The sequence below is a fragment of the Mesorhizobium sp. M0028 genome (assembly GCF_040323855.1).
In the GTDB taxonomy this organism is placed as follows: Bacteria; Pseudomonadota; Alphaproteobacteria; order Rhizobiales; family Rhizobiaceae; genus Mesorhizobium.
On the sequence record NZ_JAMYVG010000002.1, the window covers coordinates 25,047 to 43,590 of the forward strand.

Sequence of the window (18,544 nt, forward strand, 5' to 3'; positions counted from 1 at the left end):
GGGAATTTATTCCTGCCTTGATGGCATGGTCCGGGCGCTCCAGCCCGACCATTTGCCGAGTCCGGCCCGAAAGCCTATATGCCGGGATCAAAGGACAAAGCATGGCTCGCATCTACCAAACACGCATCTGGCACGACCAGCTTTCGCCAACGATGGAGGAAATCGAGCTCCTGGCGCTGGAGGCCTATGCCCATCTGCCGGAGGAGTTTCGCAAGCTGACCGGCGAGATCGTCATTCAGATCGCCGAATTCCCGACCGACGAGATCATGGACGACCTTTCGCTGGAAACGCCCTTCGACCTGCTCGGCCTGTTCGAGGGGCGCGGCATCGCCGAGCGCTGGAATCCGCAGACCGGCGAAGGCCCGAACCGGATCACGCTCTACCGCCGCGCCATCCTCGACTACTGGGCCGAGAACGAGGAGACGCTGGGCGACATCGTCACCCATGTGCTGATCCATGAGATCGGTCACCATTTCGGCCTGTCGGACGATGATATGGAGAAGATCGAAGAGGCAGCGGAGTGACGTCGTTTTGGGACTGGAGAGCGCAGCGTTCCTTCGCGCCAGCGTCCAGAAGTGTCCCGCATTCGCGGGCACCCGAAGCGATGTCAGCGCTACCAGTCGCTGAGCTTGGTGTCGGGGCCGTATTCCTGGCCTTCGATGTCCTTCACCACCGCCTGGCCGCAGCGCATGGTCTTGGCATTCTTGTCATAGGCATAGGTCGGCGAGCCGAACAGGTGCCAGCCCTTGTTGAGCGCCGCCGTCACCTTGTGGCAGAAGCTGGCGTCGTCCGGGCCGGACAAAAAGCGGTAGAGTTTCATTTTCAATCCCGTCGTGAGTTACAATCATGCGCGAACAGCGGCGGCCTTCGCCAGCAGTTTTTCGGCCTGCGCCAAATGCAGCTGCTCGACCATCTTTCCGTTCAGCGCAATCACCGCCTTGCCGGTATTTTCGGCAAGCGCGAAGGCATCCTTGATCGCGCCCGCCTCGGCTATCGCTTCAGGCGACGGCGCAAAGGCCCGGTTTGCGGCCTCGATCTGGGCCGGATGGATCAGCGATTTGCCGTCGAAGCCCATGGCGGCCGCTTCCGTGCACTCGCGCGCAAACCCGTCCATATCGCTAAAATCATTGAAGACGCCGTCGAGCAGGTCGAGGCCGCCGGCGCGCGCGGCGACCACCATCTGCATCAGCCACGGCACGAGATAGCGCCGGTCGGGCGTGGTGAGAATTCCGGTGTCCTTGACCAGATCATTCGTTCCGGCAACGAAACAAACCAGTCGAGAGGCTGGGTCGCGGCCAAGCTCGGCGATCGGGCCGATGTTGAGCAGCGCCTTGGGTGTCTCCATCATCGCCCATAGCTTGACCTCGTCCGGCGCAAAATTGTCGTCGAGAACGTCACCGGCCTCGAGAATGTCGCGCGGCGTGTCGACCTTGGGCAGCAGGATGGCGTCGGGAGCGCATTTTGCCGCAGCCAGCAGATCGTCGGCGCCCCATTCGCTCGACAGCGCATTGATGCGCACAACCATCTCGCAGCGCCGGTTGGAACGGCCGGCGAAAATCCCCGCCAGTTTTTCGCGCGCGGAAAGCTTGTCGGCCGGGGCGACGGCGTCCTCGAGATCGATGACGACGGCATCGCAGGCCAGCGACCGGATCTTGGCCAATGCCTTGTCGTTCGAAGCCGGGACGTAAAGCACCGAGCGGCGCGGGCGGGAGGGTTCGGCAGTCATGTCCGATCTATGCCGCCTGCAGACGGCCGAGGCAAGCCGTGCATAAAAACTGCACGCAATTTCGGAAAATCTCCTCGTCTCCGCCCCGCTTGCCACCCGACAGAATGCGACAAGGGCGGCATGCAAGAGCAAACAAATTGCCGTTGGTCCCTGCCGTACCGGCTTCGCCGCGACAGCTGGTGGCTTGTCGATCCGCCGCCGGCAAACCTCCTCCCTTTCGTCCGCAAATCCCCGCCCAGATATTCCGGCCGCATCAAAGCGGCCGAGAAAGCCCGATCATGACAGCGTTCCTCACGCCGGCGCCGAGCTATTGCAGCCGCTTCGGCGTTGCCGTCCTGCTCGTCGCGCTGGCCGATTTTTTCTTCTATAGCCAACCGGCCGGCATCACGCTTTTCCTGTTCGGCGTTGCGATTGCCACCACGAGCATGGCTGTCCATCCTCTCGGCTCCTTCAACGATGGCAGGCCCTGGTTCAAGCCAGTTGCGCTGCTTGTGGCGCTGCTGCCGCTCGCGGAAAATGTCAGTGCGCTGTCCGTCTCGATCGGGCTGGCGGCGCTGGCCGTCTTCGCGCTTTCGCTGGCCGGGCGGTTGAAGCACGGGGTTGCCCGCATTGCCGGCCAACTCTCGCTATTCCTGCTTGCAACGCCCTTTCGGTTCGTCCTGGATTTCTTTCGCTGGCGCAAGGCGGCCCGGCAGCTTGGCCGACGGCGCGTGCGCCTTGCGACGATTGCCGTCTGGGTCATGCCGCTAAGCCTCGGCGCGGTGTTTCTCGCGCTGTTCGGCGCCGCCAATCCGGTCGTCGAATACTGGCTGTCGCTGATCGACCTAATGGCACTGCTCGAGCTCATCCAGCTGCCGCGTCTCGCCTTCTGGCTGTTCGTGCTGGTCGGCGTCTGGGCCTTTCTGCGCCCGCGCCTACCGCGCTTTCTCCGCTCCATTCCGCGTGTGCTGTCGCCTGTGCCTGTCGGCCGGGCGACGACAAACCCCGCCAAGGCGATCGAGGACATCATCTTCGGCAAGGCCGCGATTCTTCGTGCGCTGGTCGTCTTCAACATCCTTTTCGCGATGCAGACCGCGCTCGACGCCACCTATCTGTGGGGCGGCATCGCGCTTCCCGACGGGCTGACCTACGCCGCCTATGCGCATCGCGGCGCCTATCCCTTGATCATCACAGCGCTGCTCGCAGCCGGCTTCGTCCTGGCGGCGCTGCGGCCGGGCAGCACGACCTCCAGCGATCCGCTCATCCGCCGGCTGGTCTACGTCTGGGTGGCGCAGAACATCGTGCTGGTCATCTCGTCGATCCTGCGGCTCGACCTCTATATCGGCATCTACGCGCTGACCTACTGGCGCATCGCCGCCTTCGTCTGGATGGGACTGGTGGCGGCGGGCCTTGCCCTGATCATCGCCCGCATCGCGTTCGAAAAATCCAATGAATGGCTGCTTTCCGCCAATCTTCTGACGCTTTCAATGACGCTCTATGCCTGCTGCTTCGTCAACTTCGCGGCGCTGATCGCCAACTACAATGTCGAGCACTCATTCGAAATGACCGGCCAAGGCACCGAACTCGATTTCTGGTATCTGCGTACGCTCGGTCCCAGCGCCTGGCCGGCGCTCGACCGTTTCCTCGAGCATCAGGGCAGGACGAATGCGGCCAGCGTTTCCTCGTACCGCGAACTCGCCCGTTTGCTTGGGCAGGACGAGGCCCGCTACCGCGCCGGCCTAGAAAACTGGCGCGCCTGGAGCTTTCGCGACTGGCGGCGCCTTCGTGCTCTCGACACACGTATCCCGTTCGTGGTTCCTCCGATGTCCGAACCCTTCATGCCGGGCCGCTGATTTGATGCCGCACCACATACTGGTCGCCGACGACGATCCGCACATTCGCGAAATCATCTGCTTCGCGCTCGAAAAGGCCGGCATGAAGACGCTGGCGGTGCCGGACGGCGCGGCTGCCTTGCAGGCGATCGAACGCCGCGCGCCCGATCTCGTCGTGCTCGACATCGGCATGCCGGAAATGGACGGGCTGGAAGTGTGCCGGCGGCTGCGCCACACATCCGACGTGCCGGTGCTGTTCCTGTCCGCGCGGGATGAAGAGATCGACCGCATCCTCGGGCTGGAAATGGGCGGCGACGACTATGTCACCAAGCCGTTCAGCCCGCGCGAGCTGGTCGCCCGCGTCAACGTCATCCTGCGCCGCGCCCGGCCTGCGCCCGAACATGCCGACGATCGGCAATTCTCGCATGGCAGACTGGCCTTAGTGCCGGCAAGCCATACAGCCAGCTTCGACGGCAAGCCGCTGGTGCTGACGGGCATCGAATTCGCGATCCTGAAAGGGTTTTTGGCGCGTCCCGCGCATGTGCTCGGCCGCGACATGGTGATGGCTAATGCCTATGCTGCCAATATCCACGTCGCCGACCGCACCGTCGACAGCCATGTCCGCAACATCCGCGCCAAGCTGGCGGCGGTCGGCTGCGTCGATGCAATCGAGACCGTGCATGGCGTCGGCTTCCGGCTCGGCAAATGCGGCGCGTGAGCGCCCAAGAACGGATTGGCAGCAAATGGCGGCCACGGCTTGCCACGGTCGTCATTGCCATCCTGATCATGGTGATGGCACTGCCGCTGGCCGGCCTGTTCTTCTTCCGGCTGTACGAGAACCAGCTGATCCGCCAGACCGAGGCCGAGCTGATCGCGCAAGGTGCCGCCCTTGCCGCGATCTATGCGCTAGAGGTCCGTGAGGCCGGCCTTGCCCCGGAAAAGCTCGGCACACCCATGCCTCCACCCAGTACAAGGGATCGGGCTTCTGCCTACCAGCCGATCGAACCGCGCCTCGATCTTGCGTCCGACAGGATACTGCCGACCCGGCCCGCGGCCACGGCGGCCAGCGTCGATCCTGCCTTCGCGGCAATCGGCGCGCGGCTGTCGGGCATTCTTGCCGAGACGCAGAAAACCACGCTGGCCGGCTTTCGGCTGCTCGATCCCAGCGGCGTGGTCATTGCCGGCCGCGAGGAGGCCGGCCTGTCGCTCGCCGCGGTCGAAGAGGTTCGCGCAGCGCTTGCCGGCCGCTACGCCAGCGCGCTCAGGCTGCGGGTTCCCGACCAGCCATCGCCGCCGCTCTATTCGGTCAGCCGCGGCACCAAAGTCCGCGTCTTCGTCGCCATACCAGTTGCGGTCTCCGGCAAGGTCGCCGGCGTGGTCTATCTGTCGCGGACGCCGAACAACATCGTCAAGCATCTCTTTGGCGAGCGCGGCAAGGTGGCGCTGGCGGCAATCGCCATCCTCGGCGGCACGCTGCTGATCGGGCTGGTCTTCCTGCGCACCGTCAGCCGGCCGATCTATGCACTGATCGAGCGCACCGAGCGCATCGCCGCCGGCGACCGTGAGGCGATCAGGTCGCTTGATCACCACGGCACGCGCGAAATGGCGGCGCTCTCCGCGGCCTTCCTCGACATGGCCGAAAAGCTGCATGCGCGCTCCGACAGCATCCAGACCTTCGCCACCCACGTCTCGCACGAACTCAAATCGCCGCTGACGGCGATCCAGGGGGCAGCCGAACTGCTGCGCGATTCGGGCGGCGCGATGGACGAGGCCGAGCGGCGGCGTTTTTCAGACAATATCGTCACCGATGCCGGCCGGCTCAATCTGCTGGTGCGCCGCCTGCTTGACCTTGCGCGTGCCGAAAATCTCGAGCCCAGCGGCCAAGGCACATCACTCGCTCCGGCACTGGCGCTGCTGCCGGCCGACCACAGGCTGGCGGTGCGCCTCGAGGCGGGCGCCGATATCGGCCTGCGCATATCGGCCGAAAACGCCGCGATCGTGTTGGCCAATCTCATCGACAATTCGGCGCGACACGGCGCGACGCTGGTCTCGGTCACGGCAGCAAGCGCGGACGGCAAGGCCACCATTGTGGTGGACGATGACGGCGCCGGCATTTCGCCCAGCAACCGAGGCCGCATCTTCGAGCCGTTCTTCACCACGCGCCGCGATTCCGGCGGCACCGGCATGGGCCTCGGCATCGTGCTGGCCCTCCTGAAAGCGCATGATGGCACGATCCGGCTGGTTGACTCGGCGAGCGGCACGCGCTTCGAGATCATCCTGCCGGCGGCGTGACTCGGCGGTTCAGACCGGAAGGGCGAAAAAGGTGCATTACGACATCATCATCATCGGCGGAGCCATCGTCGGCTCCTCGGTCGCCTATTATCTGCGCGAGGAAGGGTTTTCGGGCCCGATCGCGGTTGTCGAGCGCGACCCGCAATTTTCCCATGCGGCGACAACGCTGTCCTGCGCCTCCATCCGCCAGCAGTTCTCGATCCCTGAAAACATCCGGCTGTCGCAGTTCACGCTGAAACTGTTCCGGCGGTTGAAGGAAGAATTCGGGGCGGACGCCGATATCGGCTTTCGCGAAGGCGGCTATCTGATCCTTGCCGGCGAAAACGGGCTGCCTATCCTGCAGGCCAACCACGAGGCGCAGATGGCCGAGGGCGCCGACATCGTGCTCGAGGATGCCGAGGCGCTTGTTCGTCGGTTTCCGTGGCTATCGGCCGAGGGTATCACTGCCGGGGCCTACGGCCGCAGCGGCGAGGGCTGGTTCGACGCGCATGCGATGCTGATGCTGTTCCGCAAGGCGCTGCGGACGAAGGATATCGACTTCATCACGGCGTCGGTGACCGGCATCGAGCGGCAAGGCGGCCGCGTCACCGGTGTGACCCTCGAAAATGGCGAGCGGCTTGAGGCCGGCATCGTCGTCAATGCTGCCGGGCCGAATGCCGGCAAGGTGGCAGCAATGGCCGGGCTGGCGCTGCCGGTGGAGCCGCGCAAGCGCAATGTCTTCGTCTTCGAGGCGCGCGAAAAATATGACGACATGCCGCTGCTGGTCGACCCGAGCGGCATCTATGTCCGGCCGGAAGGTTCGGTCTACATCACCGGCGGCGCCGAGCCGGAAGAGGGCGAAGGCCCCGCCGACCCCACAGATTTCGAACCCGACTGGCCGCTGTTCGAAGAGGTGATCTGGCCGGTGCTGGCGACCCGTATTCCGGCCTTCGAGGCGATCAAGCCGACGCGCGCCTGGGTCGGCCATTACGACTACAACACGCTCGACCAGAACGCGGTGATCGGTTCGCATCCCGAGGTCGGCAATTTCTTCTTCGCCAACGGTTTTTCCGGCCACGGCTTGCAGCAGGCGCCGGCGGTCGGCAAAGCGCTGGCCGAACTGATCGTCCATGGCGGCTATCGCACGGTGGATTGCTCGGCGTTTGGGTATAGCCGAGTCGCTGAGGGGCGGGCGTTTCGTGAATTGAACGTGATTTGAGGGAAGGCCGCCCAGAATAAGCCGCTCTGTCGAGTTCCCGCCCTCCCCTCTGTCCTGCCGGACAGAGGGGAGGCTGCCCCGCCGATATCAAAAGTCCGCACGCTAGTAGTCAAAACCTGACGCTTGGTACCCGAAACGGAATACCGCTGCCGACTCATTTCGGACATCTAGGGCAGATACTTAAAGAGCCATGGAAAGCAGGAATTTGGCTTGACCTCCACTAGTTGGAAGGCACTCAGTGTTGATGTTCGCAATTATCCCATTCTCTGGATGCAGCAACGACCCTGAGTCACCGGAGAACAAACGTATATACTCTGTTCTCCAGCATCAGGAGTTTGAATTACGTCAGCAGAATAATCGTGCCAATTATTTTTTTGGCAAGCGAGTAATGGATACTGAAATCAATACTATCGCCTTCCCTCTCGCCGGTGAGGCGAAAGGCTATGTAGTGTTTTATGCCACGCCCGAAGAGGGTGGGTTAATTCTGTCGGTTCCGCAGCAATATGACGATATCAGTCTGACGAAGCAGACGCTTGAAGCCATCGTTGATAAAGGCCTCATCTCAAAGCCGCTTGAAATTCACCTTGCGTCACGCGCGCACTGAGCGCTTTGCCAAAAAGTACATGGTAGCGTCCGCTTTCCACCCTGAGCGGGCTTACGGCCCCGGAACCAAGCGTCAGATTTCGACCACTAGTGGTTAAGTTCTAACGCTTGGTACCCGATCGTGAGCGCGGCCACATCGCGAGCGCTCCTTCTCCTACAGGCAGAAATGTCTGACGCCATCTGGCCGCAAATGTTATCTCTAGCGATCCGTCCTCGATCGAAGAAGGATGCAGTCAGTGGATGACTGGAGAATCGGGAATATCTGGATAACCAGAATTCTGGAGATGTGCGACCCTCTGCGGACGCCGTCGGAATGGTTTCCCGACTGCACCGATGAAGCGCTCGAACCGCATCTTCATTGGCTCACGCCGCGATTAATATCGCCTGCAACCGGCCGGCTTATTCTTCCCATCCAGAGTTTTCTTGTTCGTACCGGACACCACACCATTCTGGTCGACAGTTGCGTCGGCAACGATAAGACGTTCGCATACTTCCCCCATTGGCATCGCCGCAATGACGGCACCTTTTTGGAGAGCCTGGCAAATGCAGGTGTTGCTCCCGAGCAGATCGACTATGTGCTGTGCACCCATCTTCATGTCGACCATTGCGGTTGGAACACACGATTGGTGGACGGGCGTTGGGTACCGACATTCCCGAACGCCCGCTACATCATGGCGCGGCGCGAGTTCGAGGCCGCACAGGCGGCCTCCGGTGATGACGAAGATCGGACCTATGAGGACAATGTGTTGCCAATCGTCGAGGCTGGTCGGGCTGTGCTGTCGATATGGATTATGAACTCGATGGCGAAGTGTGGCTGGAACCGACGCCGGGCCACACCCCGGGGCACGTAGCCATCGGCCTGAAATCTCGAGGCGTAGGGGCAGTGTTTTCCGGCGATCTCATGCATTGGCCGATGCAATGCATATACCCTGACTGGAGCTTTCGGTACGACACGGACCCTGACCAGGCACGTCGGACGAGATGGGCATTCCTGGAGGCTTGCTCGGACAATGGCCGCATCGTAATGACGTCGCATTTTCCCTTGCCGTCGGTGGGAACCATCTCGCGACGCCAGTCATCATTCTGGTTCGAGGATCAGCAGCCGCCGTAATCGCCGAGGACGCCGACTGGGCGATCGCCCTCGGCCACCCGCACTTGTCGAAGCGCCGCTCAAGCGCGGCGTCTTCACTCGGTGGTCGACCTCCAGGGCGGCAATCTACCCCTTCCTCGCCGAGCACAACCAGCAGCCCAAACCCTTCATCTGGACCGCCGACCCCGACAGGATCGCCGCCGCGGTCAAACGCGGGCACCAAACGTTAGATTCGATCCACTAGCTGGCAAGGCAACGCGTCAGCGCTTGCGGTCGAACCAGAACGCGTCGGACACGCGCTTCATGCCGATGCGCTCATAAAAGCCGACGGCGTCGGGCATGGAAATCAGGCTTATGGCAACGGAAGGCCCGAGTTGCCGGCGCGCTTCATCAAGCAGGCCCTTGCCGATGCCGAGCCCTTGCGCCGATTTGCAAACGGCGAGCTCGGAAACGAAACAGACCCACGAGAAATCGGTAACACCGCGGGCAACACCGACCAGCGGCTTCCCTTCTGTATCGAGACGCGCGGTGAGCACCAAATTGGCCCCTGACAGCATCGCGTTCAATCGGGTGTCGTCATCGACGGGGCGATTGGCGCCGAGGCCGGATTCCACCAGAACGCGGCGGAACTCGGCGATGCCGAGACCCGGTTCGCTGGCGTAGAGGACCTTGGATCGCGTTGTCATGTCGACAAAAGTGCACCATGGGCCGGTGGTTTTGAAGCTGTTTTGTACCGATCTTGCGTTTCGATCGACGACGGAGGTCCAAAAAACAGCCGCCTTTTATTTGCCCGCGGCTTTGTGTAAACCGGGCGCCAGCAATTTCCCGCAACAAGAAGAAGACGGGCAAGGACATGGAAAAATTCACCAAGCTCACCGGCGTCGCCGCGCCGATGCCGATCGTCAATGTCGACACCGACATGATCATCCCCAAGGATTATCTCAAGACGATCAAGCGCACCGGACTCGGCACCGGCCTGTTCGCCGAAATGCGCTACAAGGACGATGGTTCGGAAAACCCGGACTTCGTGCTCAACAAGCCGGCCTACCGCAAGGCGCAGATCCTGGTCGCCGGCGATAATTTCGGCTGCGGCTCGAGCCGGGAACATGCGCCGTGGGCGCTGCTCGATTTCGGCATCCGTTGCGTCATCTCGACCTCGTTCGCCGACATTTTCTACAACAATTGCTTCAAGAACGGCATCCTGCCGATCACCGTCAGCCCGGAAGATCTTGAGAAACTGATGGACGATGCTTCGCGCGGTTCGAACGCGACGCTGTCGGTCGATCTGGAGGCCAAGGAAATCCGTGGGCCTGACGGCGGCGTGGTCAAGTTCGACCTCGACGAGTTCAAGCGTCATTGCCTGCTCAACGGGCTCGACGATATCGGCCTGACCATGGAAAAAGCCGGCGCCATCGCTTCGTTCGAGAAGAGGAACGCCGCTGAGCGCCCCTGGGCCTGAGCGGTACGATGCCCCGCCCGCGACAGGCCGGGTTCGTGGCGGCTGAACGGAGGGACAGTCATGACACGTTCGCTTCTTGTCGGGGCCTGCGCGCTGGCGTGGATTCTGATGCCGGTGGCTGGCGCGCATGCACAGACCGACATGGTGCTCGTGCCGGCTGACGATGCGCCCGGCAGGGCCGCCGACCAGGGCGCGTTGAGCAATGCGGCCCTAGCCGACAATGACAAACAGGCGCCGATCCCGTTCGAGGGCGGCCAACTGACCATCACCCAGGAGGAAGAGTACGGGGAACGGGTGCTCGCCTTCGACGGCAAGGAACTGGCGCGCAATTACGACGTCTTCTTCGACAAGATCGTCGAGGTCGGCGGCGTCAAGGTGGCGCTGGTCGATGTCGGCGACGGCGGCAATCAATGCGGCCCGGCCAAGGTGATCGTGTGGAAGCCGGAAGGCGGCACGATCCAGACGGTCACGGTCGAGCAGGATGAATGCGGCGCACCGCCGGCCGCGATCTCCGACAGCGCCATCTATTTCGTACCCTATCTTTTGCCGGGCGATTCCAAGCCGGCGCTGCAATGGTCGCCGACGGCCGGGCTGACGACCTCGGGCAATCTCACCTATATGCCGGAGCCGGGCACCGACTGGAAGGACGTCGATCCGTCGAAATACGACAACGTCATCGATGCCTTTCACAACGAGGCTGTCTACAGGCTAGCCGAGACGCTGCTCGGCAAGGACATGCCCGACATGGCGACTAGCCTGCTGGTCGGCGGCGGAACTGAGAAGACCGCTTCGGGCGCCTTTTTTGCCAGCGGCTGCGTGCCGCATGATTGCGGCGGCAATGACGGCTTCATGGCGGTCGACCCGGTCAAGCACAAGCTCTATTTCGCCCGCCGCGGCGACAAGCCCGAGCCGGACGCGTGGCCAGCGGTGAGTACATGGCCGGCCGACGTCAAGGAAGCGCTGGACAAGGCGCTGGGGTCGGCGAATTAGGTACTTTTGCAAAGCGCAGTGACCACCACGCCTTGGACGAGAGGGCTTTGTCGAGGCGGGAGACTCATAACAACCGTCAGTTCTATCTGGCCCATGGCGGGATCGGCTCGTTCCCTGCAAGATATCCGCGACGATTTGCGGAGGACCCATGCGAAAACTGATCTCCACCGGTTCGCCCTTCGAAAAGACCGCCGGCTATTCGCGCGCCGTGGTGCAGGGCGACTGGTGTTTCGTGTCCGGAACGACCGGCTACGATTATGCGACCATGTCGATGCCGGAGACCGTGGAGGCACAAACGCGCAATTGCCTGACGACGATCGCCAAGGCGTTGCGAGATGGCGGCTTCGAAATGGCTGACGTGGTGCGGGCACATTACTACATCACCGATGCGGCTTTCGTAGATGTGGTGTTCCCGATCCTCGGCGAGGCGTTTGGCGAGATCAGGCCGGCAGCAACGATGATCGTGTGCCAGCTCAACAAGCCGGAAATGAAGGTCGAGATCGAGGTGACGGCGCTGCGGCGCACAGCCTGATGCCTGTCACGGTTGCGACAACGACACGGTTAGCACGAGGATCGGCCCATGGTGAAGGTCAGACGCATCGTTGCAAACATAGACACGCAGGATATCGCGGCGGCAAAACCCTTCTATCAGGATGTGCTCGGCCTCGATCTCAAGATGGATATGGGCTGGATCGCTACCTATGGCTCGCAAGAGACGATGTCCGTGCAGGTCAGTTTCATGGCCGAAGGGGGATCAGGAACGCCGGTGCCGGACATCTCTATCGAAGTCGACGACGTCGATGCCTCGCTTGAAAGCATGAGGACGGCCGGCTTTATCATCGAGTACGGTCCGGCAGACGAACCCTGGGGCGTGCGGCGCTTCTTCGTGCGCGACCCGTTCGGCAGGCTGGTGAATATCCTTTCGCATCTGTAGACGTTTTGTCTTGAGCATCGGATTTTCCCAAAACCGGTTGCCACTTTTGGCTCCGATGCTCTGAACCGCAGGCTTGCGCGTCGGTCGCTTGGCGTTTAGCAAGGCCGCGTTCATGCGCTAAAATAATCGGGACGGTTCTCATGGCTTCGAAAAATCTTCTCCTGCTTGCCGGCGATGGCATCGGCCCCGAGGCGATGGCCGAGGTGAAGAAGCTGATCGCCGCGATGAACGACAAGCTCGGCAGCGATTTCGTCACCGATGAGGGCCTTGTCGGCGGCTGCGCTTACGACGCACATGGCGCGGCGATTTCCGATGCCGACATGGCCAAGGCAATGGCGGCGGACGCGGTGCTGTTTGGCGCCGTCGGCGGACCGAAATGGGATGCCGTGCCTTACGAGGTGCGCCCGGAGGCGGGTCTGCTGCGGCTGCGCAAGGACATGGAGCTGTTCGCCAATCTTCGACCCGCCATTTGCTATCCGGCGCTGGCGGCGTCCTCCTCGCTCAAGCAGGAGGTGGTCGAGGGGCTCGATATCCTCATCGTGCGCGAGCTCACCGGCGGCGTCTATTTCGGTGAGCCGAAGCAGATCATCGATCTCGGCAACGGCCAGAAGCGCGGTATCGACACCCAGGTCTACGACACTTTCGAGATCGAGCGCATTTCGGGCGTTGCCTTCGAATTGGCACGCACGCGCAAGAACCACGTCACCTCGATGGAAAAGCGCAATGTGATGAAATCGGGCGTGCTGTGGAACGAGGTCGTCAGCCAGACGCAAAAGGCCAGGTATGCCGACGTCAAGCTCGACCATATGCTCGCCGATGCCGGCGGCATGCAGCTGGTGCGCTGGCCCAAGCAGTTCGATGTCATCGTCACCGACAATCTGTTCGGCGACATGCTGTCCGACATCGCCGCCATGCTGACCGGCTCGATCGGCATGTTGCCGTCGGCCTCGCTCGGCGCGCCGGATGCGAAGACAAAAAAGCGCAAGGCGCTCTACGAGCCGGTGCATGGCTCGGCGCCCGACATCGCCGGCAAGGGCATCGCCAATCCGATCGCCATGATCGCCTCCTTCGCCATGTGCATGCGCTATTCCTTCGGCATGGTGACTGAAGCCGACAAGCTCGAAGGTGCGATCGCCGCCGTGCTCGACGACGGCCTGCGCACCAGGGATATTCATTCGCCGGGGATGACCGAGGTCGGCACCGCTGAGATGGGCGACGCGATCATCGCCAAGTTCCTGGGCTGATCCTGTGTAGGTCGACGTCCGCTGGGCGACTGCCGCCGATGCGGCGGCACTCCCGCGGTTAGATTTGGACACCCGCCGGCACCGGACCCCACTGGTTTTCACGCGGCTGGGTCGGGATCAGCGCAAAGATCAGGATGATCACGGTGCCGAAGGTCGGGATCAGGAAAAGCAGGAAGAGCCAGCCGGTCAGGCCGATATCGTGCAGGCGGCGCACGTTGAGCCCGAACCACGGCAGGGCTGTCGCCAGCAGGAAGAGGCCGCAAAGGCCGACCGTCACTGCCGGCAATTCACTGTTGTCGAGATTGCCCATGGCGTCGTCGATGAAGACGCCGAGTCCTGTCGCCACGATCAGCGCGATCGTCCAGAACAGGCAATAGCCCCAATATTCCTTGCGGCGGGCACGGCCGGCGAAGTTGAAATAATTTTCGGTCAGGCCACGCGAGAAGTAGCTCCACAGGCCGGTGGATTCGGCGGTTTGATTTTCAGCGGAACGGCCGAAATGTTGCGGCTGACGTGCCGCGGGCGCATTGCCGGCCTGAGATGGGGCGGCCGTTGCAGCGGAGGCACGGGCGGGTGCACTGGCAGGTTGGGCGTGGATCGAAAAAACATCGCGTGCCCGTCCGCCAGCCGGCTGGAATTCGACGGTCGTGCCTCCGGCAACCGACGCTTGGCGGCGCAAGTCCTCGCGCGCGAAGCTGTAGCGGTTGCCATCGGCCCCGGTAATGAAACCGAAGGCCTGGTCCTCGTCATAGTGAAGAACTTCGCCGCGCATGTCCTGCCCACCCCATTGCCCTGCCCCAGACTGTGCAAAGTTCCGGTAGACCGCAAGGGGCGTGCGCGAAATGGAAGGGGCAGGCTATTCACCCCGGCCGTTTCTTCGATTTCTTGTGTTTCGCCGGTCCGCCTTCGAATTTCGCCTTGGCCGGTTTGCCGGCCCAGGGCTTTGCCTCGAATGCCGGGCGCTGGTCAGCCGGTGCGCGCTTCTCGAATTTGGGCGCGTTCTGATCGAATGTCCGCTTGCCGCGGTGCGGCTTCTTGTCGGGGCGCGGCTCCTGATAGCCGGCCCGCGACAGATCGGGCGTGCCGTCCAGCCGCTTGACCGCAATGTTGCCCTGCAGCTTGCGGTCGGGGCCGATCGCGGCGAGGAAGCGCTCGGCCCAGTCCGCCGCGATCTGCACGAAGGTTTCTTCCGGCTGCATCTTGATGGCGCCGATCTCGCGCTTGGAGATGCCGCCTGTCCGGCACAGCATCGGGATCAGCCAGCGCGGCTCGGCATTCTGCCGGCGTCCGACCGACAGCGAGAACCAGACGCTGTCGCCGAAATCGTCGCGGCGGCTCGGTGCCTCGTCCCGGCGCGCAAATTTTTCGCCCGACGGCGTGAACGGTGCGACGTCGAGAAGATCCTCCGGCGCCGAGCGGCTGGAGCGGCACATCCGTACGAAGGCTGCGGCGACCTGTTCGGGTCCGTGCTGATCGAGAAGCGCCTGGACGAAGCCTCGCTCCTCATCCTTCATAGGCTCGCTGAGGACCGGGTCGGCGAGAATGCGCTCGTCATCGCGCCGGATCACGTCGTCGGCCGAGGGCGGGCTCGCCCAGGTCGCCGCAAGGCCGGCACTCTGCAGCAGCCGCTCGGTGCGTTTGCGGGCATTGTTGGGCACGATCAGCGCGCTGACGCCCTTGCGCCCCGCCCGTCCCGTTCGCCCGCTTCGGTGCAGAAGCGTCTCCGGGTTGGTCGGCAAGTCGGCATGGATCACCAGCTCGAGGTTGGGCAGGTCGATGCCACGCGCCGCGACGTCAGTGGCGATGCAGACCTTGGCGCGGCCGTCGCGCATCGCCTGCAGCGCGTGGCTGCGCTCGTTCTGGCTCAGCTCGCCGGACAGTGCCACGACGGAAAAGTTGCGGTTGTTGAAGCGCGCTGTCAGGTGATTGACGGCGGCACGCGTGTTGCAGAACACCAGCGCGTTCTTCGCCTCATAGTACCGCAGCACGTTGATGATGGCGTTTTCGCGGTCGGCCTGCGCGACGCCCAGCGCCCGGTATTCGATGTCGAGATGCTGCTTCTCCTCGCCCGAGGCCGAGATGCGCACGGCATCGCGCTGGTAGCCCTTGGCCAGCGTGGCGATGGAGCGCGGCACGGTCGCGGAAAACATCAACGTGCGGCGCTCGGCAGGGGCGGCGTCGAGGATGAATTCCAGGTCCTCGCGAAAGCCGAGATCGAGCATCTCGTCGGCCTCGTCGAGCACGACTGCCTTGAGCGCCGACATGTCGAGAGAATTGCGGGTGATGTGGTCGCGCAGGCGGCCGGGCGTGCCGACGACGATATGGGCGCCACGCTCCAGCGCGCGTCGCTCGGTGCGCATGTCCATGCCGCCGACGCAGGACGACACCGTGGCGCCTGTCAGCTCGTAGAGCCATTCCAGCTCGCGCGTCACCTGCAGGGCCAGCTCCCGTGTCGGCGCCACGGCCAGCGCCAGGGGTGCCGCCGCGTGGGAAAAGCGCTCGGCGCCGTCGAGCAGCGTCGGCGCCAAGGCCAGTCCGAAAGCGACGGTCTTGCCGGAGCCGGTCTGGGCTGAAACCAGCGCATCGGCCTGACCGAGCTCAAGAACCGCTTTCTGCACCGGTGTCAGCTCGACATAGCCGCGTTTTTCCAGCGCCTTTGCCAGCGCGGGGACAATAGCTTCGAAGTTGGACATATGCTTCTTTCGAAATTCGGATTCTTAAATGCCCGGCGACGGGTCTGATGTCGGCAAGCGCCACGACGGGCGCCACGAGCCAAACGATGCCCGTTCGTACTTCGTGCCGCCCTCGTTGTACAGGGCGGGCGATCCGCCTGGTTGCGATTGACTCCTTACGCAAACCGCGTAAAAGCCGGCACCGAACGGGATAGTTTTCGATGCGCGGCCTTTTGATGGCGCTTCTTGCCTTCGACATCCCCGGCCCCAATGCGAACCATTGGGCCGGACGTCTCGGTGCGCCTTTCCGTTCCAGCAAAACCACGTTCTTGGTCAAAAAAACCGGTAAAACGACCACCAAAACGGTCTGATTCCCTTGGCCTAACCACCCTCTCCCGGGTCCGGCCCGGGGTGAAACCCGCATTGGCCGGCGGGTTTCTCCAGAAACCGAGCGGAGAGGGACAGGAGATTTCGATGAGTTTCAAGGTTGCGATCGTCGGCGCCACGGGCAATGTGGGCCGAGAAATGCTCAACATACTGGAAGAGCGCGGCTTTCCGGTGAGTGAGGTGGTGGCGCTGGCCTCGCGGCGCAGCCAGGGCACGGAAGTGTCGTTCGGCGACCGCACGCTGAAGGTCCGGACGCTCGACCAATATGATTTTTCCGACACCGACATCTGCATCATGTCGGCCGGCGGCAACGTCTCCAAGGAATGGTCGCCGAAGATCGGCAAGCAGGGCTGCGTCGTCATCGATAATTCATCGGCCTTCCGCTACGACCAGGACGTGCCGCTGATCGTTCCCGAAGTGAACCCGGATGCGATTTCGCTGTTCACACGCAAGAACATCATTGCCAACCCGAACTGCTCGACGGCGCAGCTGGTCGTGGCGCTGAAGCCGCTGCATGACTTCGCCACCATAAAGCGCGTCGTCGTCGCCACCTACCAGTCGGTCTCCGGCGCCGGTAAGGAAGGCATGGACGAACTGTTCACGCAGACGCGGGCGGTGTTCGTCGCCGATTCCGTCGACGTCAAGAAGTTCACCAAGCGCATCGCCTTCAACGTCATCCCGCATATCGACGTCTTCCTCGACGACGGCTTCACCAAGGAAGAATGGAAGATGGTGGCCGAGACCAAGAAGATGCTCGATCCCAAGATCAAGCTGACGGCGACCTGCGTGCGGGTGCCGGTGTTCATCGGCCATTCGGAAGCGGTCAACATCGAGTTCGAGAAGCCGATCACCGCCGATGAGGCGCGCGAGATCCTGCGCGAGGCGCCGGGCTGCCAGGTCATCGACAAGCGCGAGGACGGCGGCTACATCACGCCGCTGGAATCGGCTGGCGAGGACGCCACCTTCATCTCGCGCATCCGCGAGGATTCGACCATCGACAACGGCCTGTCGATGTGGATCGTCTCCGACAATCTGCGCAAAGGCGCGGCACTCAACGCGGTTCAGATCGCGGAGCTGCTGGTCGAGCGCGGGCTGATCCAGCCAAAGAAGAAGGCGGCATAACTTCTCGCTCACGGGCCGCATCGCCGCTTCGCGGCTGGCCCTCCGCGGGGGCGCCGGACGGCCGGCGGCCCGCGGTCGCAGGCTTGTGAGATGAGCATTGCGACTAAAATCGCGCTGCGTCCGGCTAACGGGTCGGACGCAGGCGCAATTGCCAGGATCATGCGCGCAGCGCTTTCGTCGTTCGACTGGATGCCGGTCCTGCATACACCGGATGAGGATATGGCCTTCATCAGCGGCACCGTGCTGGCGCAGCAGCACGTGACGGTCGCCGAAATCGACGCGGCCATTGTTGGCTTTGTCGCCGTTGCAGGAGAATGGGTCGAGCAGCTCTATCTGGATCCTGCCTGGACTGGCCAAGGCATCGGCGCCCGGCTGCTGACACAAGCAACCGCGAATTTGCCGGTTGTGAAATTGCATTGCTTTCAGTCGAACTCAGGCGCTCGGCGCTTCTACGAGCGCCATGGCTTTCGCGCGGAAGCTTTGGGCAACGGCACGAACAATGAAGAGCGATTGCCCGACATTTTGTACGTCCGAAGGCATTGATCCTTATCGTGCGGCGTCCGCAGCGAGTTTCTGCAAAACATCCAGCGCCTCCTCCGCCCGGTCGGCGGGCACGAACAGGTGATCGTGGTAGAAGGCCGAGACCGGATTGACGCCGATGCCGGCGGTGGCCAGCCGCGCGGTGATGGCGGCGAGGAAGCCGACCGCTTCCAGCGACGAATGGACGTTCAGCGTCAGCATCCGGCAGCGGAACACGGTTTTCAGGCCAGCGGTCTTGGCCTGGTCTTCAAGCACGATCAGCGTCATGCCCTCGTGCTCGCGAAACAGCATTACCGGATCGAGCTGGTCGGGAACGGCCGCATCAGGTGGCAACGTGGTGAAGACATGAACGCCGGCAAGCAACTCCGGCGTCATTGCCGCCAGCAACTTTTTCAGGTCGGTCTCTCCGGCCATCGCTTACTTTCGTTGTGCGATTAGGCGGCTGCTGCCGTCGCTTACTTTCGTTGTGCGATTAG

At 62.8% G+C, this 18,544-nt stretch carries 21 protein-coding genes and 1 pseudogene; 16 read left to right on the forward strand and 6 right to left on the reverse strand.

Annotated elements, in window-relative coordinates:
• Positions 1–101: 101 nt before the first annotated feature.
• The gene (locus NKJ93_RS05060; RefSeq protein WP_023721935.1) at positions 102–524 is read left to right on the forward strand and encodes a metallopeptidase family protein; all 423 of its coding nucleotides are present in this window, start codon (positions 102–104) and stop codon (positions 522–524) included.
• A gap of 89 nt (positions 525–613) precedes the next feature.
• Here NKJ93_RS05060 and NKJ93_RS05065 read toward each other — a convergent pair whose 3' ends face one another.
• Positions 614–820: a DUF1737 domain-containing protein gene (locus NKJ93_RS05065; protein WP_023721934.1), complete on the reverse strand. Its 207-nt coding sequence runs from the start codon at positions 818–820 to the stop codon at positions 614–616.
• A 24-nt stretch (positions 821–844) separates the two neighbouring features.
• Positions 845–1,726: an HpcH/HpaI aldolase/citrate lyase family protein gene (locus tag NKJ93_RS05070; RefSeq protein WP_023721933.1), complete on the reverse strand. Its 882-nt coding sequence runs from the start codon at positions 1,724–1,726 to the stop codon at positions 845–847.
• A 278-nt stretch (positions 1,727–2,004) separates the two neighbouring features.
• On the opposite strand from NKJ93_RS05070, the gene NKJ93_RS05075 reads away from it, so the two are divergent.
• The 7 genes and pseudogenes from NKJ93_RS05075 to NKJ93_RS05105 all read left to right on the forward strand — a co-directional run.
• Positions 2,005–3,558: a DUF4153 domain-containing protein gene (locus NKJ93_RS05075; protein ID WP_352587986.1), complete on the forward strand. Its 1,554-nt coding sequence runs from the start codon at positions 2,005–2,007 to the stop codon at positions 3,556–3,558.
• 4 nt (positions 3,559–3,562) lie between these two features.
• Positions 3,563–4,255 (forward strand): response regulator transcription factor, encoded by a 693-nt coding sequence (locus NKJ93_RS05080; protein ID WP_352481091.1) that lies wholly within the window; start codon positions 3,563–3,565, stop codon positions 4,253–4,255.
• Entirely contained in the window at positions 4,243–5,829 is a 1,587-nt protein-coding gene (locus NKJ93_RS05085; RefSeq protein ID WP_023721930.1) for an ATP-binding protein, read from the forward strand. The genes NKJ93_RS05080 and NKJ93_RS05085 overlap by 13 nt, the downstream gene beginning before the upstream one ends.
• Positions 5,830–5,860: 31 nt before the next feature.
• Positions 5,861–7,027, forward strand: a complete 1,167-nt coding sequence (locus NKJ93_RS05090; RefSeq protein WP_023721929.1) for an NAD(P)/FAD-dependent oxidoreductase — start codon at positions 5,861–5,863, stop codon at positions 7,025–7,027.
• Between the two features lie 238 nt (positions 7,028–7,265).
• Entirely contained in the window at positions 7,266–7,631 is a 366-nt protein-coding gene (locus NKJ93_RS05095; protein ID WP_352587989.1) for a hypothetical protein, read from the forward strand.
• 235 nt (positions 7,632–7,866) lie between these two features.
• Entirely contained in the window at positions 7,867–8,481 is a 615-nt protein-coding gene (locus tag NKJ93_RS05100) for an MBL fold metallo-hydrolase (protein ID WP_352587992.1), read from the forward strand.
• A 318-nt stretch (positions 8,482–8,799) separates the two neighbouring features.
• Positions 8,800–8,964: pseudogene (locus tag NKJ93_RS05105) on the forward strand (IS630 family transposase); the annotation flags it as partial.
• A gap of 16 nt (positions 8,965–8,980) precedes the next feature.
• Here NKJ93_RS05105 and NKJ93_RS05110 read toward each other — a convergent pair.
• The gene (locus tag NKJ93_RS05110) at positions 8,981–9,406 is read right to left on the reverse strand and encodes a GNAT family N-acetyltransferase (RefSeq protein ID WP_023721925.1); all 426 of its coding nucleotides are present in this window, start codon (positions 9,404–9,406) and stop codon (positions 8,981–8,983) included.
• Between the two features lie 167 nt (positions 9,407–9,573).
• Between NKJ93_RS05110 and leuD the strand changes: the two genes are divergently transcribed.
• The 5 genes from leuD (at position 9,574) to leuB (ending at position 13,347) form a co-directional block, all read left to right on the forward strand.
• Positions 9,574–10,179 carry a 3-isopropylmalate dehydratase small subunit gene (gene leuD / locus NKJ93_RS05115; protein ID WP_023721924.1) on the forward strand — a complete coding sequence of 202 codons (606 nt, stop codon included), beginning with the start codon at positions 9,574–9,576 and terminating at the stop codon, positions 10,177–10,179.
• 60 nt (positions 10,180–10,239) lie between these two features.
• Positions 10,240–11,169: an Ivy family c-type lysozyme inhibitor gene (locus tag NKJ93_RS05120; protein ID WP_023721923.1), complete on the forward strand. Its 930-nt coding sequence runs from the start codon at positions 10,240–10,242 to the stop codon at positions 11,167–11,169.
• Between the two features lie 148 nt (positions 11,170–11,317).
• Entirely contained in the window at positions 11,318–11,701 is a 384-nt protein-coding gene (locus NKJ93_RS05125) for a RidA family protein (protein WP_023721922.1), read from the forward strand.
• Positions 11,702–11,752: 51 nt separating this feature from the next.
• The gene (locus tag NKJ93_RS05130) at positions 11,753–12,103 is read left to right on the forward strand and encodes a VOC family protein (RefSeq protein WP_352481122.1); all 351 of its coding nucleotides are present in this window, start codon (positions 11,753–11,755) and stop codon (positions 12,101–12,103) included.
• 140 nt (positions 12,104–12,243) lie between these two features.
• A complete protein-coding gene (gene leuB, locus NKJ93_RS05135; protein ID WP_352495996.1) occupies positions 12,244–13,347 on the forward strand; it encodes a 3-isopropylmalate dehydrogenase in 1,104 nt (367 codons plus the stop codon).
• Positions 13,348–13,405: 58 nt separating this feature from the next.
• On the opposite strand, the gene NKJ93_RS05140 is transcribed toward leuB, so the two are convergent.
• Together NKJ93_RS05140 and NKJ93_RS05145 are read right to left on the reverse strand one after the other, a co-directional pair.
• The gene (locus NKJ93_RS05140; protein ID WP_352587995.1) at positions 13,406–14,119 is read right to left on the reverse strand and encodes a DUF805 domain-containing protein; all 714 of its coding nucleotides are present in this window, start codon (positions 14,117–14,119) and stop codon (positions 13,406–13,408) included.
• A gap of 88 nt (positions 14,120–14,207) precedes the next feature.
• Positions 14,208–16,040, reverse strand: a complete 1,833-nt coding sequence (locus NKJ93_RS05145) for a DEAD/DEAH box helicase (RefSeq protein ID WP_352587998.1) — start codon at positions 16,038–16,040, stop codon at positions 14,208–14,210.
• A gap of 200 nt (positions 16,041–16,240) precedes the next feature.
• Between NKJ93_RS05145 and NKJ93_RS05150 the strand changes: the two genes are divergently transcribed.
• The 3 genes from NKJ93_RS05150 (at position 16,241) to NKJ93_RS05160 (ending at position 18,071) form a co-directional block, all read left to right on the forward strand.
• The gene (locus tag NKJ93_RS05150; protein ID WP_023721917.1) at positions 16,241–16,390 is read left to right on the forward strand and encodes a hypothetical protein; all 150 of its coding nucleotides are present in this window, start codon (positions 16,241–16,243) and stop codon (positions 16,388–16,390) included.
• 103 nt (positions 16,391–16,493) lie between these two features.
• The gene (locus NKJ93_RS05155) at positions 16,494–17,528 is read left to right on the forward strand and encodes an aspartate-semialdehyde dehydrogenase (RefSeq protein WP_023721916.1); all 1,035 of its coding nucleotides are present in this window, start codon (positions 16,494–16,496) and stop codon (positions 17,526–17,528) included.
• A gap of 159 nt (positions 17,529–17,687) precedes the next feature.
• On the forward strand, positions 17,688–18,071 hold the full coding sequence (locus NKJ93_RS05160; RefSeq protein WP_352516117.1) for a GNAT family N-acetyltransferase: 384 nt from the start codon (positions 17,688–17,690) through the stop codon (positions 18,069–18,071).
• Positions 18,072–18,074: 3 nt separating this feature from the next.
• Here the strand turns inward: NKJ93_RS05160 and NKJ93_RS05165 are convergent, their stop codons facing one another.
• Complete coding sequence (locus tag NKJ93_RS05165; RefSeq protein WP_352481080.1) at positions 18,075–18,482, reverse strand: ACT domain-containing protein; 408 nt, start codon at positions 18,480–18,482, stop codon at positions 18,075–18,077.
• Positions 18,483–18,544: the final 62 nt, after the last annotated feature.

Excerpts from the sequence above, each read along its gene's own strand:
- NKJ93_RS05060 (WP_023721935.1), top strand. The coding sequence starts at position 102 with ATGGCTCGCATCTACCAAACACGCATCTGGCACGACCAGCTTTCGCCA.
- NKJ93_RS05070 (WP_023721933.1), bottom strand. The coding sequence starts at position 1,726 with ATGACTGCCGAACCCTCCCGCCCGCGCCGCTCGGTGCTTTACGTCCCG.
- NKJ93_RS05110 (WP_023721925.1), bottom strand. The coding sequence starts at position 9,406 with ATGACAACGCGATCCAAGGTCCTCTACGCCAGCGAACCGGGTCTCGGC.
- NKJ93_RS05140 (WP_352587995.1), bottom strand. The coding sequence starts at position 14,119 with ATGCGCGGCGAAGTTCTTCACTATGACGAGGACCAGGCCTTCGGTTTC.
- NKJ93_RS05120 (WP_023721923.1), top strand. The coding sequence starts at position 10,240 with ATGACACGTTCGCTTCTTGTCGGGGCCTGCGCGCTGGCGTGGATTCTG.
- leuD (WP_023721924.1), top strand. The coding sequence starts at position 9,574 with ATGGAAAAATTCACCAAGCTCACCGGCGTCGCCGCGCCGATGCCGATC.
- NKJ93_RS05085 (WP_023721930.1), top strand. The coding sequence starts at position 4,243 with ATGCGGCGCGTGAGCGCCCAAGAACGGATTGGCAGCAAATGGCGGCCA.
- NKJ93_RS05065 (WP_023721934.1), bottom strand. The coding sequence starts at position 820 with ATGAAACTCTACCGCTTTTTGTCCGGCCCGGACGACGCCAGCTTCTGC.
- NKJ93_RS05165 (WP_352481080.1), bottom strand. The coding sequence starts at position 18,482 with ATGGCCGGAGAGACCGACCTGAAAAAGTTGCTGGCGGCAATGACGCCG.
- NKJ93_RS05150 (WP_023721917.1), top strand. The coding sequence starts at position 16,241 with ATGCGCGGCCTTTTGATGGCGCTTCTTGCCTTCGACATCCCCGGCCCC.
- NKJ93_RS05160 (WP_352516117.1), top strand. The coding sequence starts at position 17,688 with ATGCGCGCAGCGCTTTCGTCGTTCGACTGGATGCCGGTCCTGCATACA.
- NKJ93_RS05075 (WP_352587986.1), top strand. The coding sequence starts at position 2,005 with ATGACAGCGTTCCTCACGCCGGCGCCGAGCTATTGCAGCCGCTTCGGC.
- leuB (WP_352495996.1), top strand. The coding sequence starts at position 12,244 with ATGGCTTCGAAAAATCTTCTCCTGCTTGCCGGCGATGGCATCGGCCCC.
- NKJ93_RS05155 (WP_023721916.1), top strand. The coding sequence starts at position 16,494 with ATGAGTTTCAAGGTTGCGATCGTCGGCGCCACGGGCAATGTGGGCCGA.
- NKJ93_RS05125 (WP_023721922.1), top strand. The coding sequence starts at position 11,318 with ATGCGAAAACTGATCTCCACCGGTTCGCCCTTCGAAAAGACCGCCGGC.
- NKJ93_RS05145 (WP_352587998.1), bottom strand. The coding sequence starts at position 16,040 with ATGTCCAACTTCGAAGCTATTGTCCCCGCGCTGGCAAAGGCGCTGGAA.
- NKJ93_RS05080 (WP_352481091.1), top strand. The coding sequence starts at position 3,563 with ATGCCGCACCACATACTGGTCGCCGACGACGATCCGCACATTCGCGAA.